25 protein-coding genes are annotated in these 21471 nt (G+C 74.5%); 5 read left to right on the top strand and 20 right to left on the bottom strand.

Going from position 1 to position 21471, the window contains the following annotated elements; genetic code table 11:
* Positions 1-36: 36 nt before the first annotated feature.
* From trpA to hisI, 9 genes are all read right to left on the bottom strand, one after another.
* Positions 37-867: a tryptophan synthase subunit alpha gene (gene trpA / locus ACWGSR_RS11040; protein ID WP_453565497.1), complete on the bottom strand. Its 831-nt coding sequence runs from the start codon at positions 865-867 to the stop codon at positions 37-39.
* On the bottom strand, positions 864-2153 hold the full coding sequence (gene trpB / locus ACWGSR_RS11035; protein ID WP_453565494.1) for a tryptophan synthase subunit beta: 1290 nt from the start codon (positions 2151-2153) through the stop codon (positions 864-866). Before trpB ends, trpA begins: the two co-directional genes overlap by 4 nt.
* A 575-nt stretch (positions 2154-2728) precedes the next feature.
* The gene (gene trpM, locus ACWGSR_RS11030; RefSeq protein ID WP_376241808.1) at positions 2729-3001 is read right to left on the bottom strand and encodes a tryptophan biosynthesis modulator TrpM; all 273 of its coding nucleotides are present in this window, start codon (positions 2999-3001) and stop codon (positions 2729-2731) included.
* A 7-nt stretch (positions 3002-3008) separates the two neighbouring features.
* A complete protein-coding gene (trpC, locus tag ACWGSR_RS11025; protein WP_453565491.1) occupies positions 3009-3818 on the bottom strand; it encodes an indole-3-glycerol phosphate synthase TrpC in 810 nt (269 codons plus the stop codon).
* Positions 3819-3957: 139 nt separating this feature from the next.
* Entirely contained in the window at positions 3958-4449 is a 492-nt protein-coding gene (locus tag ACWGSR_RS11020) for a DUF2752 domain-containing protein (protein WP_453565780.1), read from the bottom strand.
* Positions 4450-4838: 389 nt separating this feature from the next.
* Positions 4839-5093: an HGxxPAAW family protein gene (locus tag ACWGSR_RS11015; protein WP_125668447.1), complete on the bottom strand. Its 255-nt coding sequence runs from the start codon at positions 5091-5093 to the stop codon at positions 4839-4841.
* A 141-nt stretch (positions 5094-5234) separates the two neighbouring features.
* On the bottom strand, positions 5235-5882 hold the full coding sequence (locus ACWGSR_RS11010; protein WP_453565489.1) for a TIGR02234 family membrane protein: 648 nt from the start codon (positions 5880-5882) through the stop codon (positions 5235-5237).
* Between the two features lie 14 nt (positions 5883-5896).
* Positions 5897-7387: an anthranilate synthase component I gene (locus tag ACWGSR_RS11005; RefSeq protein ID WP_376241813.1), complete on the bottom strand. Its 1491-nt coding sequence runs from the start codon at positions 7385-7387 to the stop codon at positions 5897-5899.
* A gap of 11 nt (positions 7388-7398) precedes the next feature.
* Positions 7399-7749, bottom strand: coding sequence for a phosphoribosyl-AMP cyclohydrolase (gene hisI, locus ACWGSR_RS11000; RefSeq protein ID WP_376241815.1), 351 nt, complete (start codon positions 7747-7749; stop codon positions 7399-7401).
* Between the two features lie 84 nt (positions 7750-7833).
* Here hisI and ACWGSR_RS10995 point away from each other — a divergent pair, with 84 nt between their 5' ends.
* Positions 7834-8469 carry a TIGR03085 family metal-binding protein gene (locus ACWGSR_RS10995; RefSeq protein WP_453565486.1) on the top strand — a complete coding sequence of 212 codons (636 nt, stop codon included), beginning with the start codon at positions 7834-7836 and terminating at the stop codon, positions 8467-8469.
* Positions 8470-8711: 242 nt separating this feature from the next.
* On the opposite strand, the gene ACWGSR_RS10990 is transcribed toward ACWGSR_RS10995, so the two are convergent.
* From ACWGSR_RS10990 to hisD, 10 genes are all read right to left on the bottom strand, one after another.
* Complete coding sequence (locus tag ACWGSR_RS10990; protein WP_453565484.1) at positions 8712-9959, bottom strand: MFS transporter; 1248 nt, start codon at positions 9957-9959, stop codon at positions 8712-8714.
* The gene (locus tag ACWGSR_RS10985) at positions 9956-10543 is read right to left on the bottom strand and encodes an ArsR/SmtB family transcription factor (RefSeq protein WP_453565481.1); all 588 of its coding nucleotides are present in this window, start codon (positions 10541-10543) and stop codon (positions 9956-9958) included. Before ACWGSR_RS10985 ends, ACWGSR_RS10990 begins: the two co-directional genes overlap by 4 nt.
* Positions 10544-10661: 118 nt before the next feature.
* Entirely contained in the window at positions 10662-11417 is a 756-nt protein-coding gene (gene hisF, locus ACWGSR_RS10980; protein ID WP_376241823.1) for an imidazole glycerol phosphate synthase subunit HisF, read from the bottom strand.
* Positions 11414-11812 (bottom strand): RidA family protein, encoded by a 399-nt coding sequence (locus tag ACWGSR_RS10975; RefSeq protein WP_376241825.1) that lies wholly within the window; start codon positions 11810-11812, stop codon positions 11414-11416. Before ACWGSR_RS10975 ends, hisF begins: the two co-directional genes overlap by 4 nt.
* The gene (priA, locus tag ACWGSR_RS10970; protein WP_376241827.1) at positions 11809-12537 is read right to left on the bottom strand and encodes a bifunctional 1-(5-phosphoribosyl)-5-((5-phosphoribosylamino)methylideneamino)imidazole-4-carboxamide isomerase/phosphoribosylanthranilate isomerase PriA; all 729 of its coding nucleotides are present in this window, start codon (positions 12535-12537) and stop codon (positions 11809-11811) included. Before priA ends, ACWGSR_RS10975 begins: the two co-directional genes overlap by 4 nt.
* Positions 12534-13199: an imidazole glycerol phosphate synthase subunit HisH gene (gene hisH, locus ACWGSR_RS10965; RefSeq protein WP_376241829.1), complete on the bottom strand. Its 666-nt coding sequence runs from the start codon at positions 13197-13199 to the stop codon at positions 12534-12536. Before hisH ends, priA begins: the two co-directional genes overlap by 4 nt.
* Complete coding sequence (locus tag ACWGSR_RS10960) at positions 13196-13360, bottom strand: hypothetical protein (RefSeq protein ID WP_376241831.1); 165 nt, start codon at positions 13358-13360, stop codon at positions 13196-13198. The genes hisH and ACWGSR_RS10960 overlap by 4 nt, the downstream gene beginning before the upstream one ends.
* Positions 13361-13362: 2 nt before the next feature.
* Positions 13363-13956, bottom strand: coding sequence for an imidazoleglycerol-phosphate dehydratase HisB (gene hisB / locus ACWGSR_RS10955; protein ID WP_053646363.1), 594 nt, complete (start codon positions 13954-13956; stop codon positions 13363-13365).
* The gene (locus ACWGSR_RS10950; protein WP_376241874.1) at positions 13953-15059 is read right to left on the bottom strand and encodes a histidinol-phosphate transaminase; all 1107 of its coding nucleotides are present in this window, start codon (positions 15057-15059) and stop codon (positions 13953-13955) included. The genes hisB and ACWGSR_RS10950 overlap by 4 nt, the downstream gene beginning before the upstream one ends.
* 26 nt (positions 15060-15085) lie before the next feature.
* A complete protein-coding gene (gene hisD, locus ACWGSR_RS10945) occupies positions 15086-16438 on the bottom strand; it encodes a histidinol dehydrogenase (RefSeq protein ID WP_453565475.1) in 1353 nt (450 codons plus the stop codon).
* A gap of 194 nt (positions 16439-16632) precedes the next feature.
* Between hisD and ACWGSR_RS10940 the strand changes: the two genes are divergently transcribed.
* The 4 genes from ACWGSR_RS10940 to ybaK all read left to right on the top strand — a co-directional run bounded on the left by ACWGSR_RS10940 (position 16633) and on the right by ybaK (position 20768).
* On the top strand, positions 16633-18246 hold the full coding sequence (locus ACWGSR_RS10940; protein ID WP_453565472.1) for an oxidoreductase: 1614 nt from the start codon (positions 16633-16635) through the stop codon (positions 18244-18246).
* Positions 18247-18391: 145 nt separating this feature from the next.
* Positions 18392-19471, top strand: a complete 1080-nt coding sequence (locus ACWGSR_RS10935; RefSeq protein ID WP_453565469.1) for a hypothetical protein — start codon at positions 18392-18394, stop codon at positions 19469-19471.
* An 11-nt stretch (positions 19472-19482) separates the two neighbouring features.
* Complete coding sequence (locus tag ACWGSR_RS10930; RefSeq protein ID WP_376241840.1) at positions 19483-20220, top strand: LON peptidase substrate-binding domain-containing protein; 738 nt, start codon at positions 19483-19485, stop codon at positions 20218-20220.
* Positions 20221-20270: 50 nt separating this feature from the next.
* Complete coding sequence (ybaK, locus tag ACWGSR_RS10925) at positions 20271-20768, top strand: Cys-tRNA(Pro) deacylase (RefSeq protein ID WP_376241842.1); 498 nt, start codon at positions 20271-20273, stop codon at positions 20766-20768.
* Between the two features lie 67 nt (positions 20769-20835).
* Here ybaK and ACWGSR_RS10920 read toward each other — a convergent pair whose 3' ends face one another.
* The gene (locus ACWGSR_RS10920) at positions 20836-21450 is read right to left on the bottom strand and encodes a DUF2567 domain-containing protein (RefSeq protein WP_453565466.1); all 615 of its coding nucleotides are present in this window, start codon (positions 21448-21450) and stop codon (positions 20836-20838) included.
* Positions 21451-21471 lie beyond the last annotated feature (21 nt).

Raw genomic sequence — 21471 nt, 5'->3', positions numbered from 1 at the left:
TGCGCGCCTCCCCGGTCCCAGATCCACCCGGACGGGTTACGGATCCCGGCGGACGCCCTCGGCGAGTTCGGCCGCCAGTTCCCTTACGGCGGCGAGTCCGGCGGCCTCGTCGCCCTCGGCGTCGAGGATCCGCTTCACGAAGGCGGAGCCGACGATGACGCCGTCGGCGAAGGCGGCGACCTCCTTGGCCTGGACGGCGTTGGAGACGCCGAGCCCGACGCAGACGGGGAGGGTGCGGCCGGGCTCGACGGCGGCGCGGGTGCGGCGGACGAGGTCGGCCGCCTGCTCGCCGACGGACGCGCGGGTGCCGGTGACGCCCATGAGGGAGGCGGCGTAGACGAAGCCGGAACCGGCGGCCGTGATGGTGGCGAGGCGCTCGTCCCTGCTGCTGGGCGCGACGACGAAGACGGTCGCGAGACCGTGCTTGTCGGCGTGCTCGCGCCAGAGCGCGGACTCCTGGACCGGCAGGTCGGGCAGGATGCAGCCCGCGCCGCCGGCCGCGGCGAGCTCCTCGGTGAAGCGCTCGACGCCGTACCGGTCGATCGGGTTCCAGTACGTCATGACGAGGACCGGCTTGCCGGTGGCCTCGTGGGCCTCGCGGACCGTGCGCATGACGTCGGCGATCCTGACGCCGCCGCGCAGGGCGATGTCGTCGGCGGTCTGGATGACCGGGCCGTCGAGGACGGGGTCGCTGTGCGGGAGGCCGACCTCGACGACGTCGGCGCCGCCGTCGAAGACGGCCTTGATCGCCGCGATGCCGCCGTCGACGGTCGGGAAGCCGGCCGGCAGGTAGGCGATGAGCGCGGCCCGGTTCTCCGCCTTCGCGGCGGCGAGGGTGTCGCTCAGCAGGTCGATGTTGCCGCTCACTTGGCGTCCCCCTCGATCTCGGCGGTGTCGTCGGCGCCGGCGTCCGCGGCGACCTCGGCGTCGGTGTCGTACAGGCCGAAGTAGCGGGCGGCGGTGTCCATGTCCTTGTCGCCGCGCCCGGAGAGGTTGACCACGAGGAGGCCCTCGGGGCCCAGCTCCCTGCCGACCTCGATCGCCCCGGCGAGGGCGTGCGCCGACTCGATGGCCGGGATGATGCCCTCGGTGCGGGAGAGCAGGCGCAGGGCCTGCATGGCGGCGTCGTCGGTGACGGCCCGGTACTCGCCGCGGCCGCTGTCCTTGAGGTGGGCGTGCTCGGGGCCGATGCCGGGATAGTCGAGACCGGCCGAGATCGAGTACGGCTCGGTGATCTGGCCCTCGTCGTCCTGGAGGACGTAACTGCGCGAGCCGTGCAGGATGCCGGGCTCGCCGGCGGTGAGGGTGGCCGCGTGCTCGCCGGTCTCGACGCCGTGGCCGGCCGGCTCGCAGCCGATCAGGCGCACGCCGGCGTCGGGGACGAAGGCGTGGAAGAGGCCGATGGCGTTGGATCCGCCGCCGACGCAGGCGATCGCCGCGTCGGGGAGGCGCCCGGCGCACTCCAGGATCTGGCGGCGGGCCTCGACGCCGATGACGCGGTGGAAGTCGCGGACCATGGCGGGGAAGGGGTGCGGGCCCGCGACGGTACCGAAGAGGTAGTGCGTGCGGTCGACGTTGGCGACCCAGTCGCGGAAGGCCTCGTTGATGGCGTCCTTGAGGGTGCGGCTGCCGGACTTCACGGCGACGACCTCGGCGCCGAGCATCCGCATCCGGGCGACGTTCAGCGCCTGGCGCTGGGTGTCGACCTCGCCCATGTAGACGGTGCAGTCGAGGCCGAAGAGGGCGCAGGCGGTGGCGGTGGCGACGCCGTGCTGCCCGGCGCCGGTCTCCGCGATGACCCGGGTCTTGCCCATGCGCTTGGTCAGGAGGGCCTGGCCGAGCACGTTGTTGATCTTGTGCGAGCCGGTGTGGTTGAGGTCCTCGCGCTTGAGGAAGATCCGGGCGCCGCCGGCGTGCTCGGCGAACCGGGGCACTTCGGTGAGGGCGCTCGGGCGGCCCGTGTAGTTGACCATCAGGTCGTTGAGCTCGCGGGCGAACTCGGGGTCGCCCTTGGCCTTGTCGTACTCGACGGCGACCTCGTCCACGGCGGCGACGAGGGCCTCCGGGATGAACTTGCCGCCGTAGGCGCCGAAGTAGCCCTCGGCGGTGGGGACCTGACCGTCCGGGTCGGGAATGAAGAACTCGCTGGACATGCGGTTGCTCCTCGCGGGGCGGTGCCCCGGGGTTACGTGTGGGTGATGGTCACGGTATGCGCGCGCCGCTCGCGTACGGCGTTGCCGCCGCCGGTGCGGTTGCGGTTGCCGTCGCCGGTGCGGTTGCCGTCGCCGTTGCCGGGCACCGGTTACGGGCCTCCGCTCCGGCGACACCCGCAGCTCGGCCTCAGGCCTCGCCCCTGCCCGTTGCGGGGCCTCCGCCCCACCGTTGTGGGCAGTCGTTCCGCTGGGGCGTGGGGGTGCCCCCTCTGGGGGAGGGTGGGCACAACCGGACGGCGCCCTTTGCCGGACCCAGGCTTCCGCGCCCTGACCCGCACCGCGCTGTGCGCCGCGCCGGTGGTGCGGGCGGGAACAGGTGCGGAGGCGCCCGCGATGGGCGCCGTCCCGTGTGCCCACCTGTCCCGCCCTGCGGGACGATTGCCCACACGGGGGGGGTGGAGGCCGGCAGCAGGGGCGGGGCGAAGGGCCGCGCCGAAGCGGGGTCGACCCACGAGGCGGGGGCCGCGCGGCACGGAGGTGCCCCGCACCGGCAAGGCGCTGGAAACCAGAAGCCGCTAGGCGTTGACGTCGCGCGCGAGGCGCGGGCGCCATCGCATGCCGTTGACCTGGCCGGGCTCGTCGCCGATCACGTACCGCACCCGGCGGCCGAGGACCCGCCGGGCGGGCGCGCGGCAGCCGCGCGGGCGGCAGCCCCGGGCCAGGGGGGCGTGCGCGGGGACGGGGGCCGCGGCGGTACGGAGCCGGCCGCGGCGCCCGGGTGCCGACGGCACGGCGACGTTCCCCCGGGCGGGGCCCGGAGGGGTCGGCGTGTCGCGGCGGGGGGTCATGGTCCGGTCAGCTCCGCCCGTGGCGGAGGGCCGGGTGGGCGCCGGCGGCGACCAGGTCGGCGACGGCGGCCTTCGGGTCGCGGCCGGTCACCAGGGACTCGCCCACGAGGACCGCGTCGGCGCCCGCGTTGGCGTACGCGATGAGGTCGTGCGGGCCGCGGACGCCGGACTCGGCGACCTTGACGATGTGCGCCGGGATCTCGGGGGCGACGCGCTCGAAGGTGGAGCGGTCGACCTTGAGGGTCTTGAGGTTGCGGGCGTTGACGCCGATGATCCGGGCGCCCGCGTCGACGGCGCGCTCGACCTCCTCCTCGTCGTGCACCTCGACCAGCGGGGTGAGCCCGATGGACTCGGCCCGCTCGATGAGGGAGACGAGTGCCTCCTGCTCCAGGGCGGCGACGATGAGGAGCGCGAGGTCCGCCCCGTACGCCCTGGCCTCCCAGAGCTGGTACGCGGTGACGATGAAGTCCTTGCGCAGGACCGGGATGTCGACCTTGGCGCGGACGGCCTCCAGGTCCGCGAGGGAGCCGCCGAAGCGGCGCTCCTCGGTGAGGACCGAGATGACGGCCGCGCCGCCCGCCTCGTAGTCCGCGGCGAGTCCGGCCGGGTCGGCGATCACGGCGAGCGCGCCCTTGGACGGGCTGGAGCGCTTGACCTCGCAGATCACCTTGACGCCGTCGCCGCGCAGTGCGGCGACGCCGTCCTTGGCCTGCGGCGCCTTGGCGGCGCGCTCCTTGAGCTCGTCGAGGGTGACCCGCGCCTGCCGCTCTGCGAGGTCGGCGCGCACGCCTTCGATGATCTCGTCGAGCACACTCACGCGAGGGGCCCCCTTCCGGGACGGTGATGATGAACCAGGTTCAGCCATATCGATCCTATCCGCAGGACGGCCCGGGAATCGCATCGGCCGGAGCGACGTCCCACCTGCTGGGACGTCCCGACGAGGTCGCGGCGGGTCCTCACGGGGCCAGCGCGGAGCCGAAGGGAAGGTTCCTGACCAGGGTGAAGAGGGCGAGGACGGCCCCGATCCCCCACCACCAGTTCGGCGGGATCGCGAGGCGCAGCGGCACGCCCCGACAGGCGCGAACCAGCCACAGGACGGCGACGACGGCGAACACGCCGTAGCCGACGACGGCGAGGGCGTTGGCGCCGAGGGCGGCCGGGAGGTCGCCGTGGGCGAAGGCGTGGGCGCTGCGGAGCCCGCCGCAGCCGGGGCAGTACACGCCGGTGAAGCGGAGCAGCGGGCAGACGGGGTAGTGCCCGGGTTCGTTGGGGTCGACGGTCCCGACGTACGCGAACGCCGCGACGACCCCGGCGACCGCGCCCACGGGCGCGAGCAGGCGCCGGGCGCGCGACCGGGGCGGGGCCGGGGGCGCGGGGGGCCCGGGCCAAGGGGTGCCGGGTGGGGGCGGCGGTACGACCGCCTGCGGGCGGGGGCCCGCAGCGTCCACGGCGGACGGGGCCGGGCCCGGGGCCGCCGGCGACGGGGCCGGGGCGGGCGGGGGTTCCCACGACGGGTCCGGGACGGACGGGGCCGGGTCCGGGGCGAGCGGGCCCCCGGCCGACGGGGCCGGGACATTCGTGTCCGTCCGTTCCGCCGACCGGGTGCGGTGGGCGGTGTCGGTCGCGGGTTCGGGCGTCGGGTGCGGGTCCACGCGGTGATTCTCGCCCCTCGCGCGCGAGGGCGCAGCCCGACCCCTCGCGCACGAGCCCGGCCGGTCCTCTCCACGCGCGAGCCCGGCCCGGCCCTCATCAACCCACGAGCCCGGCCCGGGCCCCTCCACGCGCGAGGGCGCGGTCCGGCGTCGCCGGGCCGCGCCCTCGGGTGCGTGGGGTCGCGTCAGGAGCGGGCCCGCGCGGTCGTGGTCGCGGCCTCGCGGGCGGCGACGACGTCGGCCGACTGCTTCGGCATGCCGAGGCCCGCCACCTTCATCGCCCCGCCGACGACGCCGCCGAGGAGGACCACGGCGATGCCCGCCCAGAAACCGGGCACGTTGGCGGCCACCATGAAGACTCCGGCGATGCAGAAGCCGATGAAGGAGATGATGACACCGGTCCAGGCGGCCGGGGTGTGTCCGTGGGCGCTGCCCGCCATGAGTTGCTCCTCGTTGCTGTTGCTCGATGGTGAGGTCACGCGTGCGCGGACGCTCGGCGCTCATTGTCCCGCACGCGGGCACGCGAGGATGAATCGGGGGTACCGGGACGATCACGCGTCGCGGTCGGCGCCCCGGCTCCGTCAGCCCCGGGTGGGGTCCTCACCGCGGTCGAGGGCCTTCCACAGGTCCTCGGGCCGGTCCGGGTCGGCGGCGGGCGCCCTGCGTCCGGCGCGCGGGGCGCCGGTGCGCTCGTAGCGGCCGCCCATGGCCGGCCAGTTCTTGCCGAAGCGGAGCGCGAAGAGGCCGGCGAGCAGGATGAGGACGGCGCCGACTGCGGTCACGTACGGCCAGACGGTGTGGGTCAGGCCGGCGACGGCGGCGGCCGTGTCGCCGCTGATCCGGGCGGCCTCGGCGTCCAGGGCGGTGCGGTCGGAGGCGCCGAGGACCGCGGCGAGCGCGGCGCCCGCGCCGCTGAGCGCGAGGACCGCGGCGACGAGGGCGCGGCCGGTGCGGCGGACGGCGAAGACGGCGAAGAGCGCGGCGAGGCCGACGATCGCGAGGGCGGTCGGCACGCCGGTGACGGTGCCGCCGTCGGCCTCGACGGGGACGCTGCCGCCGCCGACGGCCGCGGTGCCCTCCGCCCAGATCTGACCGGCGGAGAGCAGGACGACGGTGGCGCCGAGGGCGCCGAGGAAGAGGGCCGCGGCCAGGCTGCGACGGCCACCGGCGGGGGCGGCCGCGCGGGCGGCCCGGGGCTGGGGTACGGGTACGGCACTCACGTACCCCACTATCCCCTACGTCCTCAGGAGGCGTTCATCCGGTTGGCGGTGTGGACGGCGCGGAGCACGGCCGCCGCCTTGTTGCGGCACTCGTCGTCCTCGGCCACCGGATCGGAGTCGGCGACGACACCCGCTCCGGCCTGCACGTACGCGGTGCCGTCGCGGAGCAGGGCCGTACGGATGGCGATGGCGGTGTCCGCGTCGCCGGCGAAATCGAGATAACCGACACATCCGCCGTACAGGCCGCGCCGGGAGGGTTCGAGCTCCTCGATGATCTGCATGGCGCGGGGCTTGGGGGCGCCGGAGAGGGTGCCGGCGGGGAAGCAGGCGGTGAGGACGTCGAAGGCGGTGCGGCCCTCCGCGACCCGGCCGGTCACGGTGGAGACGATGTGCATGACGTGGGAGTACCGCTCGATCGACATGAAGTCGACGACCTCCACGGAGCCGGGCGCGCAGACCCGGCCGAGGTCGTTGCGGCCGAGGTCGACGAGCATGAGGTGCTCGGCGCGCTCCTTGGGGTCGGCGAGCAGCTCCTCGGCGAGGTCGTGGTCCTCCTGCGGGGTGGCGCCGCGGTGCCGGGTGCCGGCGATGGGGTGCAGGAGCGCCTGCCCGTCCTCGACCTTGACGAGGGCCTCGGGGCTGGATCCGACGACGTCGAAGCCGTTCTCGAAGCGGAAGAGGTACATGTACGGGGACGGGTTGGTGGCCCGCAGGACCCGGTAGACGTCGAGCGCGGAGGCGGTGCAGGGGGTCTCGAACCGCTGCGAGGGCACGACCTGGAAGGCCTCGCCGGCCCGGATGCGCTCCTTCACGTCCTCGACGGCCTCCTGGTACGCCCGGCCGCCCCAGAGGGCCGAGTACGCGGGGAGCTCGGAGGCGGGCAGGGCGGTGGGGGCGGTGGCGACCGGGCGGGCCAGGTCGGCCTCCATCGCGTCGAGGCGGGCGACGGCGTGCGCGTACGCCTCGTCGACGCCGGTCTCCAGGTCGTTGTGGTTGATCGCGTTGGCGATCAGGAGGACCGAGCCGTCCCAGTGGTCCAGGACCGCGAGGTCGCTGGTGAGGAGCATGGTGAGCTCGGGGAGCTCCAGGTCGTCCCGGCCGTGCTCGCCGATCCGCTCCAGGCGGCGGACGATGTCGTAGCCCAGGTAGCCGACCATGCCGCCGGTGAAGGGCGGCATGCCGGACGCCAGGTCGCGGGGGGTGTGGAGGGTCTCGACGGTAGCGCGCAGGGCCTGGAGGGGGTCGCCGTCGACGGGGACGCCGACGGGCGGGGTGCCGAGCCAGTGGGCCTCGCCGTCCCGGACCGTCAGCGTGGCGTCGCTGCGGACCCCGATGAAGGAGTAGCGGGACCAGCTGCGGCCGTTCTCCGCGGATTCGAGGAGGAAGGTGCCGGGGCGTTCGGCGGCGAGCTTGCGGTAGAGCCCGACCGGGGTGTCGCCGTCCGCGAGGAGCCTGCGGCTGACGGGGATGACGCGGCGGTCGGCCGCCAGCTTGCGGAAGGTCTCGAGATCCATGGCACCGGACCTTACTGGGAGACGGGGAGCACGTCGGCGTCGAAGCAGGTGCGGGCGCCGGTGTGGCAGGCGGCCCCGACCTGGTCGACCTTGACGAGGAGGGTGTCGGCGTCGCAGTCGAGGGCGACGGACTTGACGTGCTGGACGTGGCCGGAGGTGTCGCCCTTGACCCAGTACTCGTTCCGGCTGCGGGACCAGTAGGTGCAGCGGCCGGTGGTGAGGGTGCGGTGCAGGGCCTCGTCGTCCATCCAGCCGAGCATCAGCACCTCACCGGTGTCGTACTGCTGGGCGATGGCGGGGACGAGCCCGTCCGGGCTGCGCTTGAGCCGGGCGGAGACGGCCGGGTCGAGATTGCTGCTCATGGCGCCATTGTGCCGCGCCCGGGGAGGGTGTCCGGCGGGGCGTCCACTGGGCGGACCGCCGGCGTCCGCCGTACGCTGGCGGACATGTCGACCCATGCCAAACGTGAACGGCTTCTGCTGGCTGACCTGTTGGAAGCGGCCGGTCCGGACGCGCCGACGCTCTGCGAGGGCTGGCGGACGCGGGACCTCGCGGCCCATGTGGTGGTCCGGGAGCGGCGCCCGGACGCGGCGGCCGGTTCGCTCGTGCCGGCGCTGAAGAACCGGCAGGACCGGGTGCAGGCGGAGTTCGCCGACAGGCCGTACGACGAGCTGATCCGGCTGATCCGCACGGGCCCGCCGAAGTTCTCGCCCTTCACGATCAAGCAGGTGGACGAGGGGGCGAACGTCGTCGAGTTCTACGTGCACGCGGAGGACGTGCGGCGGGCCCAGCCCCACTGGTCGGCCCGCGAGCTGGACCCGGTCTTCGCGGACGCCCTCTGGTCGCGCCTGGAGCGCTCGGCCCGGCTCCTGGGCCGCAAGGTCCCGGTGGGCCTGGTGCTGCGCCGGCCGGACGGGCAGACGGTGGTCGCCCACAAGGGCACCCCGGTGGTGACGGCCTCCGGGGAGCCGGGCGAGCTGACGATGTACCTGTACGGGCGGCAGGACGCGGCGAAGGTGGCGCTCGACGGGGAGCCGCAGGCGATCGAGCGGCTGCGGGAGACGAAGCAGCTGGGGTTCTAGGGCCTGTCCGGGGGCTCGGTGCCTGTCCGGAGGGCCCGGTGCCTGTCCGGAGGGCCCGGTGCCTGTCCGGAGGGCCCGGTGCCGCTCCGGGGGCTCGGCGGCCTGCGTCGCTTCGCCGGTCCGGTGCCGCTCCGGCGGCCCGGCGGCCTGCGTCGCTTCGCCGGTCCGGTGCCGCTCCGGCGGCCCGGCGGCCTGCGTCGCTTCGCCGGCCCGGTGCCGCTCCGGCGCCCCGGCGGCCTGCGTCACTTCGGCAGTTCGGCGTGGCGCAGGGCCGGGACCAGGAGGCCGTACACGCCCGCCAGGGCGCAGACGGCGGCGCTGGCGACGAAGACCGGGCCGGTGCCCCACAGGCCGATCGCGGCGCCCGTGAGCGGGAAGCTCAGCGGGGCGAGGCCCAGGCTGCACAGGCTCGCGACCGCGGAGACGCGGCCGAGGTACGCGGGGTCGCACTCGGTCTGGAGGAGGGCGCCGGCCAGGGCTCCGGAGAGCCCGGCGAGCAGGCCGACGGAGAGCGCGAGGAGCACGGCGAGGGGCAGCAGCGGGGCGTGGGCGAGCGCGCCGACCGAGACGGCGCCGAGGGCCATGGTCCAGCCGAGGACGGCTCCGGCGCGCGGGACCCGGCCCTTGACGCCGAGCAGCAGCGAGGAGGCCGCCGCGCCCGTGCCGAAGCCGGCGAGGATCCAGCCGATGCCGGAGGCGCCCCAGCCGCGCTGGTCGGAGAGGAGCGCGAGGCCGACGTTGAGGGGGCCGACGAAGCCGAGGTCGCTGAGGGCGATGACGATCATGAGGGGGCCGAGGACCCGGTGGCCGCGCAGGTAGCGCAGTCCGTCGGCGAGGTCGCCGAGGGCGGTGTTCTTCCGGGCCGCCTCCGTCCCGGCCCCGGTGGGCAGCGGGCTCAGGCGCAGGCCGAGCAGCAGGGGCAGGGAGAGCGCGAAGAGCAGTCCGGCGACCGCGAACGCGATGCCCGGTCCGCCGAGGGCGACCGCGAGGCCGCCGAGCGGGGCGCCGAGGACGGCTCCGGCGCGCTGGCCGAGGCCGCGCATGCCCTGGACGCGGGCGAGCTGGTCGCGGGCGGCTATCCGGGGCGGCAGGGCGCCGACGGCGGGCATGAAGAGGGCGTCGAGGACGCCGAAGACCAGGGCGACGGCGGCGAGCACCCAGAGGGTGGGCGCGGTGGCCAGGACGAGCGCGGCCAGGGCGAGGACGACGAGGCAGCGGACGGCGTCGGAGGCGATGACGACCCGGCGGGGGCCGAAGCGGTCGGCGATCACTCCCCCGCCGAGCATGAGGAGGGCACGGGGCACGGCGGAGACGGCCAGGACGAGTCCGGCCTCCGCCGGGGTGCCGCCGCGGACGGCGGCCCAGGAGAGGGCGAGGTGGTAGACGCTGTCACCGAGGGTGGAGGCGGTGTAGGCGCCGAGCCAGCGCAGGACCCGGGGGTCGCGGTGGGCGGGCCGCCGGGGGGCGGCGGTGAGGACGGCGGCGCTCATGCGCGGTAGGGGAAGGCGTGGATGTGGACGGCGGTGTTCTCGCGTCCCTCGGTGTCGCCGGCCTCTTCGGCGGCGCGGGCCCGCTGGTCGTACTTCTGGACGACGGCGTCCAGTTCGGCGGTGAGCGCGGCGAGTTCGGGGGCGGTGAGGCGGGGCAGCCACTCGGAGGCGGTGGAGGCGGCGCGCCACTCGGCGGACCAGGTGGGCCGCTCGTCGAGGAAGCGGGCGTACATCCCGTTGCGCTGCTCCTCGACCGCACGGCTGAAGGCGGTGTTGGCGGCGACGAGTTCGGGGGCGTCGCGCATGTCCTCGTCGTGGATGCTGAAGCCGTACGAGCTGGGCTGCCACCAGCGTTCGCGGCCGTCCGTGGACCGGGCCCCGGCCTCCTCGATGAGGCCGTGCTCGGCGAGCTTGCGCAGGTGGTAGCTGACGAGGGAGACGGCCTCGTCGACCTGGTCGGCGAGCTGGGAGGCGGTGGCGGTGCGGGCCGTGAAGAGGGCGCGGTAGAGGCGCATCCGCAGCGGGTGCGAGATGGCCTTGAGGGTGCCGAGGTCGGTGATCCGGCGGTTCTCGGACGAGGTCATGTCCACGACCCTAGATACGAAAGAAAAGTTGCGCAACTAAAATTGCGAAATAAATGTTGCACGTCCGGGCGTGAAGAAGGGCCCCCGAGGGGGCCCTTCCGGAGAGCGGAACCGGGTCTCAGCGGACCTCGTGGCCCGCTTCCCGCAGCGTCTCCTTGACCTGGCCGATCCGCAGGTCGCCGAAGTGGAAGACGGAGGCCGCGAGCACCGCGTCCGCGCCCGCCGCGACGGCCGGCGGGAAGTCGGAGAGCTTCCCCGCGCCGCCGGAGGCGATCACCGGCACGGTCACGTGCTTGCGCACCGCCGCGATCATCTCGGTGTCGTAGCCGTCCTTCGTGCCGTCCGCGTCCATCGAGTTGAGCAGGATCTCGCCCGCGCCGAGCTCGGCGGCGCGGTGCGCCCACTCGACGGCGTCGATGCCGGTGCCCTTGCGGCCGCCGTGCGTGGTGACCTCGAAGGAGCCCGTCTCCGTGCGGCGCGCGTCCACGGACAGGACGAGCACCTGGCGGCCGAAGCGCTCCGCGATCTCCCGGATCAGCTCCGGGCGCGCGATGGCCGCGGTGTTCACGCCGACCTTGTCGGCGCCGGCCCGCAGCAGCCTGTCGACGTCCTCGGCCGACCGCACGCCGCCGCCGACCGTGAGCGGGATGAAGACCTGCTCGGCGGTGCGGCGCACCACGTCGTAGGTGGTCTCCCGGTTGCCGGAGGAGGCGGTGATGTCGAGGAAGGTCAGCTCGTCGGCACCCTCGGCGTCGTACAGCTTCGCCATCTCGACGGGGTCGCCCGCGTCCCGCAGGTTCTGGAAGTTGACGCCCTTGACGACCCGGCCGTTGTCGACGTCCAGGCAGGGGATCACGCGTACGGCGAGGCTCACGCGTCCTCACCCCGGTAGGCCTCGACCTCGACCTCGACGACCAGGCTGGGGTCGACGAAGCCGGAGACGATGATCATCGAGGCGGCCGGGCGGATGCCGTCGAACAGCTCCTTGTGGGCGCGGCCGACCTCCTCCACGTCCCGGGCGTGCGTGATGTACATCCGGGTGCGGACGACGTGCTCCGGACCCAGGCCCAGCTGCTTCAGCGCCTCGAAGGCGACGTTGAAGGAGTTGACCGTCTGCTCGTGCGGGCCGCCGCCGGCGATCTGGCCGCCGACCACCGACGTGCAGCCGGAGACCAGGACCGTGCCGTTCGGCAGCTCGACCGCGCGGGAGTAGCCGAACTGCTCCTCCCAGGGGGCACCGGTGACGACCTTGCGGACCGCGGAGGTCACGACGCCACCGCCGCGAGCGCCTCTTCGAGGGTGAAGGCCTCGGCGTAGAGCGCCTTGCCCACGATCGCGCCCTCGACGCCCAGCGGGACCAGGCCGGACAGGGCCCGCAGGTCGTCCAGGGAGGAGACGCCGCCGGAGGCGACGACGGGCTTGTCGGTGGCCGCGCAGACGTTCTTCAGGAGCTCCAGGTTGGGGCCCTGGAGGGTGCCGTCCTTGGCGATGTCGGTGACGACGTAGCGGGCGCAGCCCTCGGAGTCGAGGCGGGCCAGCGTCTCGTACAGGTCGCCGCCGTCGCGGGTCCAGCCCCGGCCGCGCAGGGTCGTGCCGCGCACGTCGAGGCCGACGGCGATCTTGTCGCCGTACTCGGCGATGACCTTGGCGACCCATTCGGGGGTCTCCAGGGCGGCGGTGCCGAGGTTGACGCGGGTGCAGCCGGTGGCGAGGGCGGCGGCGAGCGAGGCGTCGTCGCGGATGCCGCCGGAGAGCTCGACCTTGATGTCCATGGCCTTCGCGACCTCGGCGATCAGCTCGCGGTTGTCGCCGGTGCCGAAGGCGGCGTCCAGGTCGACCAGGTGCAGCCACTCGGCGCCGGAGTTCTGCCAGGCGAGGGCCGCTTCGAGCGGGGAGCCGTAGGAGGTCTCGGTGCCGGACTCGCCGTGGACGAGGCGGACGGCCTGGCCGTCGCGGACGTCGACGGCGGGGAGGAGTTCAAGCGTGCTGCTCACAGGGTTCCGATCCAGTTGGTGAGGAGCTGGGCTCCGGCGTCGCCGGACTTCTCGGGGTGGAACTGGGTGGCCCACAGGGCGCCGTTCTCGACGGCCGCGACGAAGGGCTCGCCGTGGGTGGTCCAGCTGACCTTGGGGGCGCGCATGTTGGGGTTGCCGACCTCCAGCGTCCACTCGCGCACGCCGTAGGAGTGCACGAAGTAGTACCGGGCGTCGGCGTCGAGTCCGGCGAACAGCTCGCTGTCGGCGGGGGCGTCGACGGTGTTCCAGCCCATGTGGGGGACGACGGGGGCGTTCAGCGGCTCGACCGTGCCGGGCCACTCGTCGAGGCCCTCGGTCTCCACGCCGTGCTCGATGCCCTGGGCGAAGAGGATCTGCATGCCGACGCAGATGCCCATGACGGGCCGGCCGCCGGCGAGGCGGCGGCCGACGATCCAGTCGCCGCGGGCCTCCTTGAGCCCCTGCATGCAGGCGGAGAAGGCGCCGACGCCGGGGACGAGGAGTCCGTCGGCGTTCATGGCGCGCTCGTAGTCGCGGGTGATCTCGACGTCGGCGCCGACCCGGGCGAGGGCGCGCTCGGCGGAGCGCACGTTGCCGAAGCCGTAGTCGAAGACGACGACCTTCTTGGGGCTCCCCTTCGCGGGGCTCGCGGACGCGCTCATGACCACACGTCCAGACGGAGCACGCCGGCGGCGAGGCACATCGCGGCGCCGATGGAGAGCAGCACGATGACGCCCTTGGGCATCTGCTGCTTGGAGAAGGAGTAGATGCCGCCGAGCAGGAACAGCCCGACGACGATCAGGATGGTGGAGAGGCCGTTCACGGCTAGAGCGCGCCCTTCGTGGAGGGGAGGATGCCGGCGGCGCGGGGGTCGCGCTCGGAGGCGTAGCGCAGGGCGCGGGCGAGGGCCTTGAACTGGCACTCCACGATGTGGTGGGCGTTGCGCCCGTACGGGACGTGGATGTGCAGCGCGATCTGGGCCTGGGCCACGAAGGACTCGAAGATGTGCCGGGTCATCGTGGTGTCGTACGAGCCGATCATCGGCGCCATGTTCTCGGGCTCGGTGTGCACGAGGTACGGGCGGCCGGAGAGGTCGACGGTGACCTGGGCGAGCGACTCGTCCAGCGGGACGGTGCAGTTGCCGAAGCGGTAGATGCCGACCTTGTCGCCGAGGGCCTGCTTGAAGGCGGCGCCGAGCGCGAGGGCGCTGTCCTCGATGGTGTGGTGCGAGTCGATGTGCAGGTCGCCCTCGGTCTTGACCGTGAGGTCGAAGAGCCCGTGGCGGCCGAGCTGGTCGAGCATGTGGTCGTAGAAGCCGACCCCGGTCGACACGTCGACCTTTCCGGTGCCGTCGAGGTCGATCTCGACGACGACGGAGGTCTCCTTGGTGGTGCGCTCAACGCGGCCTACGCGGCTCATCGTTCCTGCTCCTTCATCAATTCACGGACCGCGTCGAGGAACGCGTCGTTCTCTTCGGGTGTGCCGGCGGTGACGCGCAGCCATCCCGGTACGCCGTTGTCCCGGACCAGGACGCCCCGGTCGAGGATCGCCCGCCAGGCGGCGTGGGTGTCGGGGAACTTCCCGAACTGCACGAAGTTGGCGTCGGACTCGGTGACCTCGTAGCCGATCGCCCGCAGTTCGGCGACGAGCCGGTCGCGCTCGGCCTTGAGCTGCTCGACGTACCCGAGGAGGGTGTCGGTGTGCTCCAGGGCGGCGAGCGCGGTGGCCTGGGTGACGGCGGAGAGGTGGTACGGCAGCCGGACGAGCTGGACGGCGTCGACCACGGCGGGGTGGGCGGCGAGGTAGCCGAGGCGGAGTCCGGCGGCGCCGAAGGCCTTGGACATGGTCCGCGAGACCACCAGGTTCGGGCGGCCCTCGATGAGCGGCAGCAGCGAGTCGCGGTGGCTGAACTCGACGTACGCCTCGTCCACGACGACCATCGACGGCCTGGCCGCCTGGGCCGCCTCGTACAGGGCGAGGACGGTGTCGGCCTCGACGGCGGTGCCGGTGGGGTTGTTGGGCGAGGTGACGAAGACGACGTCCGGGCGGTGCTCGGCGATCGCCTTCCGGGCGGCCTCCACGTCGATGGTGAAGTCGTCGTTGCGGGGGCCCGAGATCCAGCCGGTGCCGGTGCCGCGGGCGATCAGGGCGTGCATCGAGTACGAGGGCTCGAAGCCGATCGCGGTGCGGCCGGGGCCGCCGAAGGTCTGGAGGAGCTGCTGGAGGACCTCGTTGGAGCCGTTGGCCGCCCAGACGTTCTCGGTGGCGACCGGGTGCCCGCCGGTGCGGGTGAGGTAGCGGGCGAGCTCGGTGCGCAGCTCGACCGCGTCCCGGTCGGGGTAGCGGTTGAGGCCGCGGGCGGCCTCGGCGACCCGCTCCGCGATCCGGGCCACGAGCGGCTCGGGCAGCGGGTAGGGGTTCTCGTTGGTGTTGAGCTGGACGGGGACGTCGAGCTGGGGCGCGCCGTAGGGGGACTTGCCGCGCAGCTCGTCCCGGACGGGCAGGTCGTCGATTCCGGTCACGCCGGTTCCGGTCACTCGGTCTGCGGTCACTTGGTGTCCGGCACCTTCCACCCGAAGCGGGCCTTGATCGCGGCGCCGTGGGCCGGCAGGTCCTCGGCCTCCGCGAGGGTCACCACGTGGTGGGCGACGTCCGCGAGGGCGTCGCGGGTGTAGTCCACGATGTGCACCCCGCGCAGGAAGGACTGCACGGAGAGGCCCGAGGAGTGGCAGGCGCAGCCGCCGGTGGGCAGGACGTGGTTGGAGCCGGCGCAGTAGTCGCCGAGCGAGACGGGGGCCCAGGGTCCGACGAAGATCGCGCCGGCGTTGCGGACGCGGTCCGCGACGGCGGCGGCGTCGGCGGTCTGGATCTCCAGGTGCTCGGCGCCGTACGCGTCGACGACCCGGAGGCCGTCGGCGAGGTCGCGGACGAGGACGATCGCGGACTGGCGGCCGGCCAGGGCGGGCGCGATCCGGTCGTCGACGTGCTTGGAGGCGGCGACCTGCGTCTTCAGCTCGGCCTCGGTGGCCCCGGCCAGCTCCTCGGAGTCGGTGACGAGGACGGAGGCGGCCATCGGGTCGTGCTCGGCCTGGCTGATGAGGTCGGCGGCGACGTGCACGGGGTCGGCGGTGGAGTCCGCGAGGATCGCGATCTCGGTGGGTCCGGCCTCGGCGTCGATGCCGATGCGGCCCTTGAGGAGGCGCTTGGCGGCGGCCACGTAGATGTTGCCGGGGCCGGTGACCAGGTCGACGGGGGCGCAGCCGGACTCGCCGTCCGTCCCGGTGCCGTCGAGGGTTCCGTACGCGAACATGGCGATCGCCTGGGCGCCGCCGGCCGCGTAGACCTCGTCCACGCCGAGCAGGGCGCAGGCGGCCAGGATCGTCGGGTGCGGGAGGCCGCCGAAGTCCTTCTGCGGGGGCGAGGCGACGGCCACGCCCTCGACGCCTGCCTCCTGGGCCGGGACGACGTTCATCACGACGGAGGACGGGTAGACGGAGCGGCCGCCCGGCACGTACAGGCCGACGCGGCCGACGGGGATCCACTTCTCGGTGACGGTGCCGCCGGGGACGACCTGGGTGGTGTGGGTGGTGCGGCGCTGCTCGCGGTGGACGAGCCGGGCGCGGCGGACGGACTCCTCCAGGGCGGCGCGGACGGCCGGGTCGAGCTCGTCGAGGGCGCGGGCGAGCTCCTCGGCGGGGACGCGCAGGCTCCGGACGCGGACGCCGTCGAACCTCTCTCCGTAGTCGATCACCGCGGCCGCGCCGTGATGCCGTACGTCCTCGCAGATCGGCCGCACCTTCTCCAGGGCGGCTTCCACGTCGAACTCGGCACGGGGCAGCAGGTCGCGCAGGGCGGAACCCTCGGGGAGGGCCTCGCCGCGCAGATCGATTCGAGAGATCACGGGTCAATTCTCTCAGACGCCCCACGGGGCCGGACGCCCGTATCACTGGCTGATACACACCACACTGGCGTCTTGTCGCCACTCCTGACCGTTAGCGTTCAGCCCGTCACACAGCGGGAAGAACGGCTGTACGAATCCACGGATCCCGGGAAGCGGAATCGTGGGTGCGGATCGTGGAAAGCGAGGGGGCGGCAGTGACCGAGCCGCGCGAGGACGGGGTGCCGGACGGCCTCACGGCTCCGGAGCGGGCGCTGTGGCGGGCGTTCCGGGTGGGCAGGACGTGCGATCTGACGGAAGGGATCGCGGAGCGGGACGACCCGTTCGGGGCGTGGGAGTGGGGGGAGGAGCGGAGCGTCCGCGCCGAGGTGATGGCGCTGCTGCTGCTCTCCGGGCCGGAGGCCCGGTCCGGCCGGGTGGCCGCGCTGAAGCTGCGCGGGGCGAGGATCACGGGCGTCCTGGACCTGGCGGGCGGGACGATAGGGCCGTACGTGGAGCTGCAGGGCTGCCGGTTCGACGGCGAGGTGGCGGTGCCCGAGGCCCGGTTCGGCACCCTGCGGATGGTCGAGTGCGCGCTGCCGCGCCTGGAGGCGGCCCGGCTGCACACGGAGGGGGACCTGCACCTGCCGCGCTGCCGGGTGCGCTGGGGCATCCGGCTGACGGACGCGCAGATCGGCACGGACCTGCTGATCAACCAGATCCAGGTGTGGCCGGACCGGCGGGGCCGGGCGATCGCGGCGGACGGGATGGTGGTGGCGCAGGACCTCCAGGCCGAGCTGATCGAGACCTACGGCGAGCTGAGCCTGCGCGGGGCCCAGGTCGGGGTCTCGCTCAGCCTGCGGGGCAGCGTGCTGCGCGGCGCGCAGGGCCGCCGCGCGCTCAACGCGCCGCAGCTCACGGTGGAGCGCTCCCTCTATCTGAACGCGGCCTGGGTGTACGAGGGGGCGGGGACCGCGGGGACGGTGGTCGGTTCGACGGCCACCCCGCCGTACGGGCTCACGCCCGCCCGGGGCACGCGGCGCAAGCCGGTCGAGTTCCACGGCGGGGTGCGGCTCGACGACGGGCGGTTCGGGGACGCGGTGGACCTGAAGCACGCCCGGTTCCTCCTCGACGGCGCGCGCCGGGAGGAGGTGTCGCTGCGCCGGATCGTCACCCCGGAGCTGCGGTTCAACGGCGAGCGCCCGGAGGAGGGGCGGGTGGTGCTCAACGGCGCCAAGATCGTCACGCTCATCGACCTGTGGAGCAGCTGGCCGGGGCCCGGCGGCCTGGCGATGGGCGGCTTCGTCTACGAGAACCTCGTGCCGTACGAGCGCTTCCCGCTGTCCCGGCGCCTGGAGTGGGTGGCGGCGGCGACCCCGGAGTACGCCCCCGAGCCGTACGAGCGCCTCGCGACGGTGCTGCGCAACAGCGGGGAGGACGCGGACGCCCGTGAGGTGCTGCTCGCCAAGCAGCGGCGCCGCCGGGAGACGCTGCCGCTGGCCGGGAAGCTCTGGGGGTACCTCCAGGACTGGACGGTGGCGTACGGCTACCGGCCGGGCCGGGCGGCGCTCTGGATGGCGGTGCTGTGGGCGGCGGGCACGGTGGCCTTCTCCCACTACCGGCCGGTGCCGCTGAAGGAGGACGAGGCGCCCGCGTGGAACGGCACGCTGTACGCGCTCGACCTGCTGCTGCCGGTGATCAACCTCGGGCAGGACGGCTACTGGCGCCTCGAAGGCGCGTGGCAGTGGGTGGCTGCGGTGCTGGTCCTGCTGGGCTGGATCCTCGCGACGACGGTGGCGGCGGGCGCGACCCGCCTGCTGAGCAGGGGGTGAGCGGGTCGCGGAGGGATTTTCGCGAGAGGACGCGGGGGCGGGCGCGGCAGGCGTGTGGAAGCTGTCACGGCGGGGTGAGGGAGCTGTCACGACCTGCCGGGACGGCTGCGGCGGCGTGGGCCGCCGGGGGACAATACGTCACGCCATGTCCTTGTTCCGCGCCCTGGTCGGCGCCGCCCGCTCGGCCCGGCACGCGCCGCGGCTCGCCGCCGGGCTCGTGCCGGACGACGACGTGCTGCTCGACGCCCCGGACGAGCGGCTCGCGCCCGCCCTGGTCGCCGCCGCCCTCGGCGACCCGGAGCCCGCGGCGAAGCTGCTCGCCACCGCCCGGGACGCCGCCGAGTGGGAGGACCGCGACCGGTACGTCACCCGGCTCGCCGCCTTCGCCCACCTCAGGGACGACTGGCTGCTCCAGTGGCTCTCCACCGCGCCCGAGGACTCGGACGCCCTCCTCGTCACGACGCAGCTCGCCGTCCGCAGGGCGTGGGGGTCTCCGGCGCGGGCCGAACTCCTGCGCGATCTCGAACCGCTGGTCCGGGGGGTCGCCGAGACGGCCCCGCACGACCCGGTGCCGTGGCGGCTCGCCCTGGACCACGCGCGCGGGGCGCAGGCCGGGCCCGCCGTCTTCGAGACGCTCTGGGAGCAGGCCGTGCGCCGCTCCCCGCACCACTACGGCTGCCACGTCGCGGCCCTGAAGTACCTGTCCGCCCAGGGGCAGGGCTCGCGCCGCGCCGCCTTCGACTTCGCCGAGCGGGCGGCCGACGACGCCGCCCCGGACTCGCTCGTGCGGGCGCTGCCGGTCCGCGCCGCCCACGAGGCGCTGCGGGTGCCGCCCGGGCAGGACGGTTCCGAGCCGCCGGCCCGCCTCGACCGGGCGGCGGACCGGGCCCTGGCCCTGTCGGCGGTGTTCCCGGCGGGCGACCCGTGGCCGGCCGGGGTCCGCAACCTGCTCGCGCACGTGCTGATGGAGCGGGGCCGGTGGGCGGAGGCGCTGGAGGAGTTCGGCCGGATCGGCCCCTCCGCGACCTCGTTCCCCTGGGAGTCGGCGCGGGACGCCGTGCCGGAGTACCCCCCTCCGGGCTCCCGGCCCCGCCCGAGCGGGGAGGACCCCCTCCTCCGCTTCCTGGCCGCGCGGGACCGGACGCGGTTCGAAGTGGCCCGCCGGACGCCCCTGTGGACGCCGGGTCGTGGACGGGCCGGACGGGGCGGGCCCGGCGGCCATTAGGCTTGGCGGCTGTGACCACCGCCCGTCTGCCCCTCTTCCCGCTCAACACGGTGCTGTTCCCGGGCCTCGTGCTGCCGCTGAACGTCTTCGAGGAGCGTTATCGCGCCATGATGCGCGAGCTGCTCACCCTCGACGAGTCGGAGCCGCGCCGCTTCGCCGTCGTCGCGATCCGCGACGGCCGCGAGGTCGCGCCGACCGCGCCCGGCATGCCGGACCCGACGGCGCTGCCCGAGAAGGGTCCGGCGGCGGGTTTCGGCCCCGACCCGATCCAGTCCTTCCACCGGGTCGGCTGCGTCGCCGACGCGGCGAGCATCCGGGAGCGCGCCGACGGCAGCTTCGAGGTGATGTCCACCGGCACGACCCGGGTGAAGCTGCTCTCGGTCGACGCGAGCGGCCCGTTCCTGACGGCCGAGGTCGAGGAGGTCCCGGAGGAGCGGGGCGAGGGGGCGGGCACGCTCGCCGAGGGGGTGCTGCGGGCCTTCCGGAGCTACCAGAAGCGGCTGGCGGGGGCCCGGGAGCGCTCGCTGACCACGACCGAGCTGCCGGACGACCCGTCGGTGGTGTCGTACCTGGTCGCGTCGGCCGCGGTCCTCGACACGCCGTCGAAGCAGCGGCTGCTCCAGGCCCCGGACACGGCGACGCGGCTGCGCGAGGAGCTGACCCTGCTGCGCGCGGAGACGGCGGTGCTGCGGCACCTGCCGTCGCTGCCGGCGGTGGATCTGACGCAGGCCCCGACGTACCCGAACTGAGCCGGTCCGGTCCCGGCCGGCCGGGACCTGGGGAGAACGAGGAAGAGCGCGTGGCGAAGAAGCAGAAGAAGAACGGCGGGGGCACGCCGGCGACGGCGGCCCTGACGGCGGCCGGCACGCCGTTCACCGTGCACGCGTACGAGCACGACCCGGCCTCCCCGTCGTACGGCGAGGAGGCGGCGGAGGCCCTGGGCGTCTCCCCCGACCGGGTGTTCAAGACGCTGGTGGCGGACGTCGACGGCGAGCTGACGGTCGCGGTGGTCCCGGTGGCGGGCCGGCTCGACCTGAAGGCGCTGGCCTCGGCGGTCGGCGGCAAGCGCGCGGTGATGGCCGACCCGGTGGCGGCGGAGCGCACCACGGGCTACGTGCGGGGCGGCATCTCCCCGCTGGGGCAGCGCAAGCGGCTCCGTACGGTCCTCGACGCCTCGGCCTCGGACCACGCGACGGTCTGCGTGTCGGCGGGGCGGCGCGGCCTGGAGGTGGAGCTCTCCCCCGCGGACCTCGCCGCCCTCACCTCGGCGGTGGTGGCTCCGATCGGCCGCGACTGACGCCTCCGGTCCGCAGGGCCGCGGGGCCTCGGAGCGCCTTCGGCTGCTCCCGCGGGGCCGTGGGTTCTCAGAGCGCCTTCGGCTGCTCCCAGGGGTCCGGGTCGCGCGGGCCGAAGGCGGCCGTCAGGGCCAGGTGGACGACCATCGCCCCGAGCGGCCAGGCGAGGAGCGCGGCGATCCCCAGGTTCAGCTCCAGCGGGGCCTCGAAGGGGACGTTCGGCCCGACGGCCTTGGCGCGGGCGACCACGTCCGAGGTCGGGCCGAAGTGCGTGCCGACGCCCCACGCGAGCAGGGAGCCCAGGACGCCGCCGACGGCCAGGCCGAGCACCAGCGGGACCCCGCCCCGCCGGCGCAGCAGGAAGACGACGAGCCCGGCGACCGCGCCGAAGGCCAGGGCGAGCACGACGAACGTGCCGTCGGCGCCGATCGCGTACTCCCCCTCGGAGTTCCGCAGGTAGACCCCCTTGCCGTCCGAGACGAGCAGGACGCGGGGGGCCAGGTTCAGCCACAGCACTCCGAGCAGCGCTCCCGCGACCGCCGAGACGGCGGTCACCAGAACGCCCTGGATGACCTCGGCCGCCGTGATCGGGTCCCCGGCCGGGCCGGGCGTCGGCGGGGCGGGCGGCGGCCGGTCGGGGTCGTGCGGCTGCGGCTGGTGAGGCGGAGTCAGAGGTGCGGTCACCCCGCCATCGTGCCAGGTGTG

The organism is Streptomyces sp. NPDC055632 (assembly GCF_053618675.1).
This window is presented reverse-complemented; position numbering and strand designations above follow the sequence as displayed.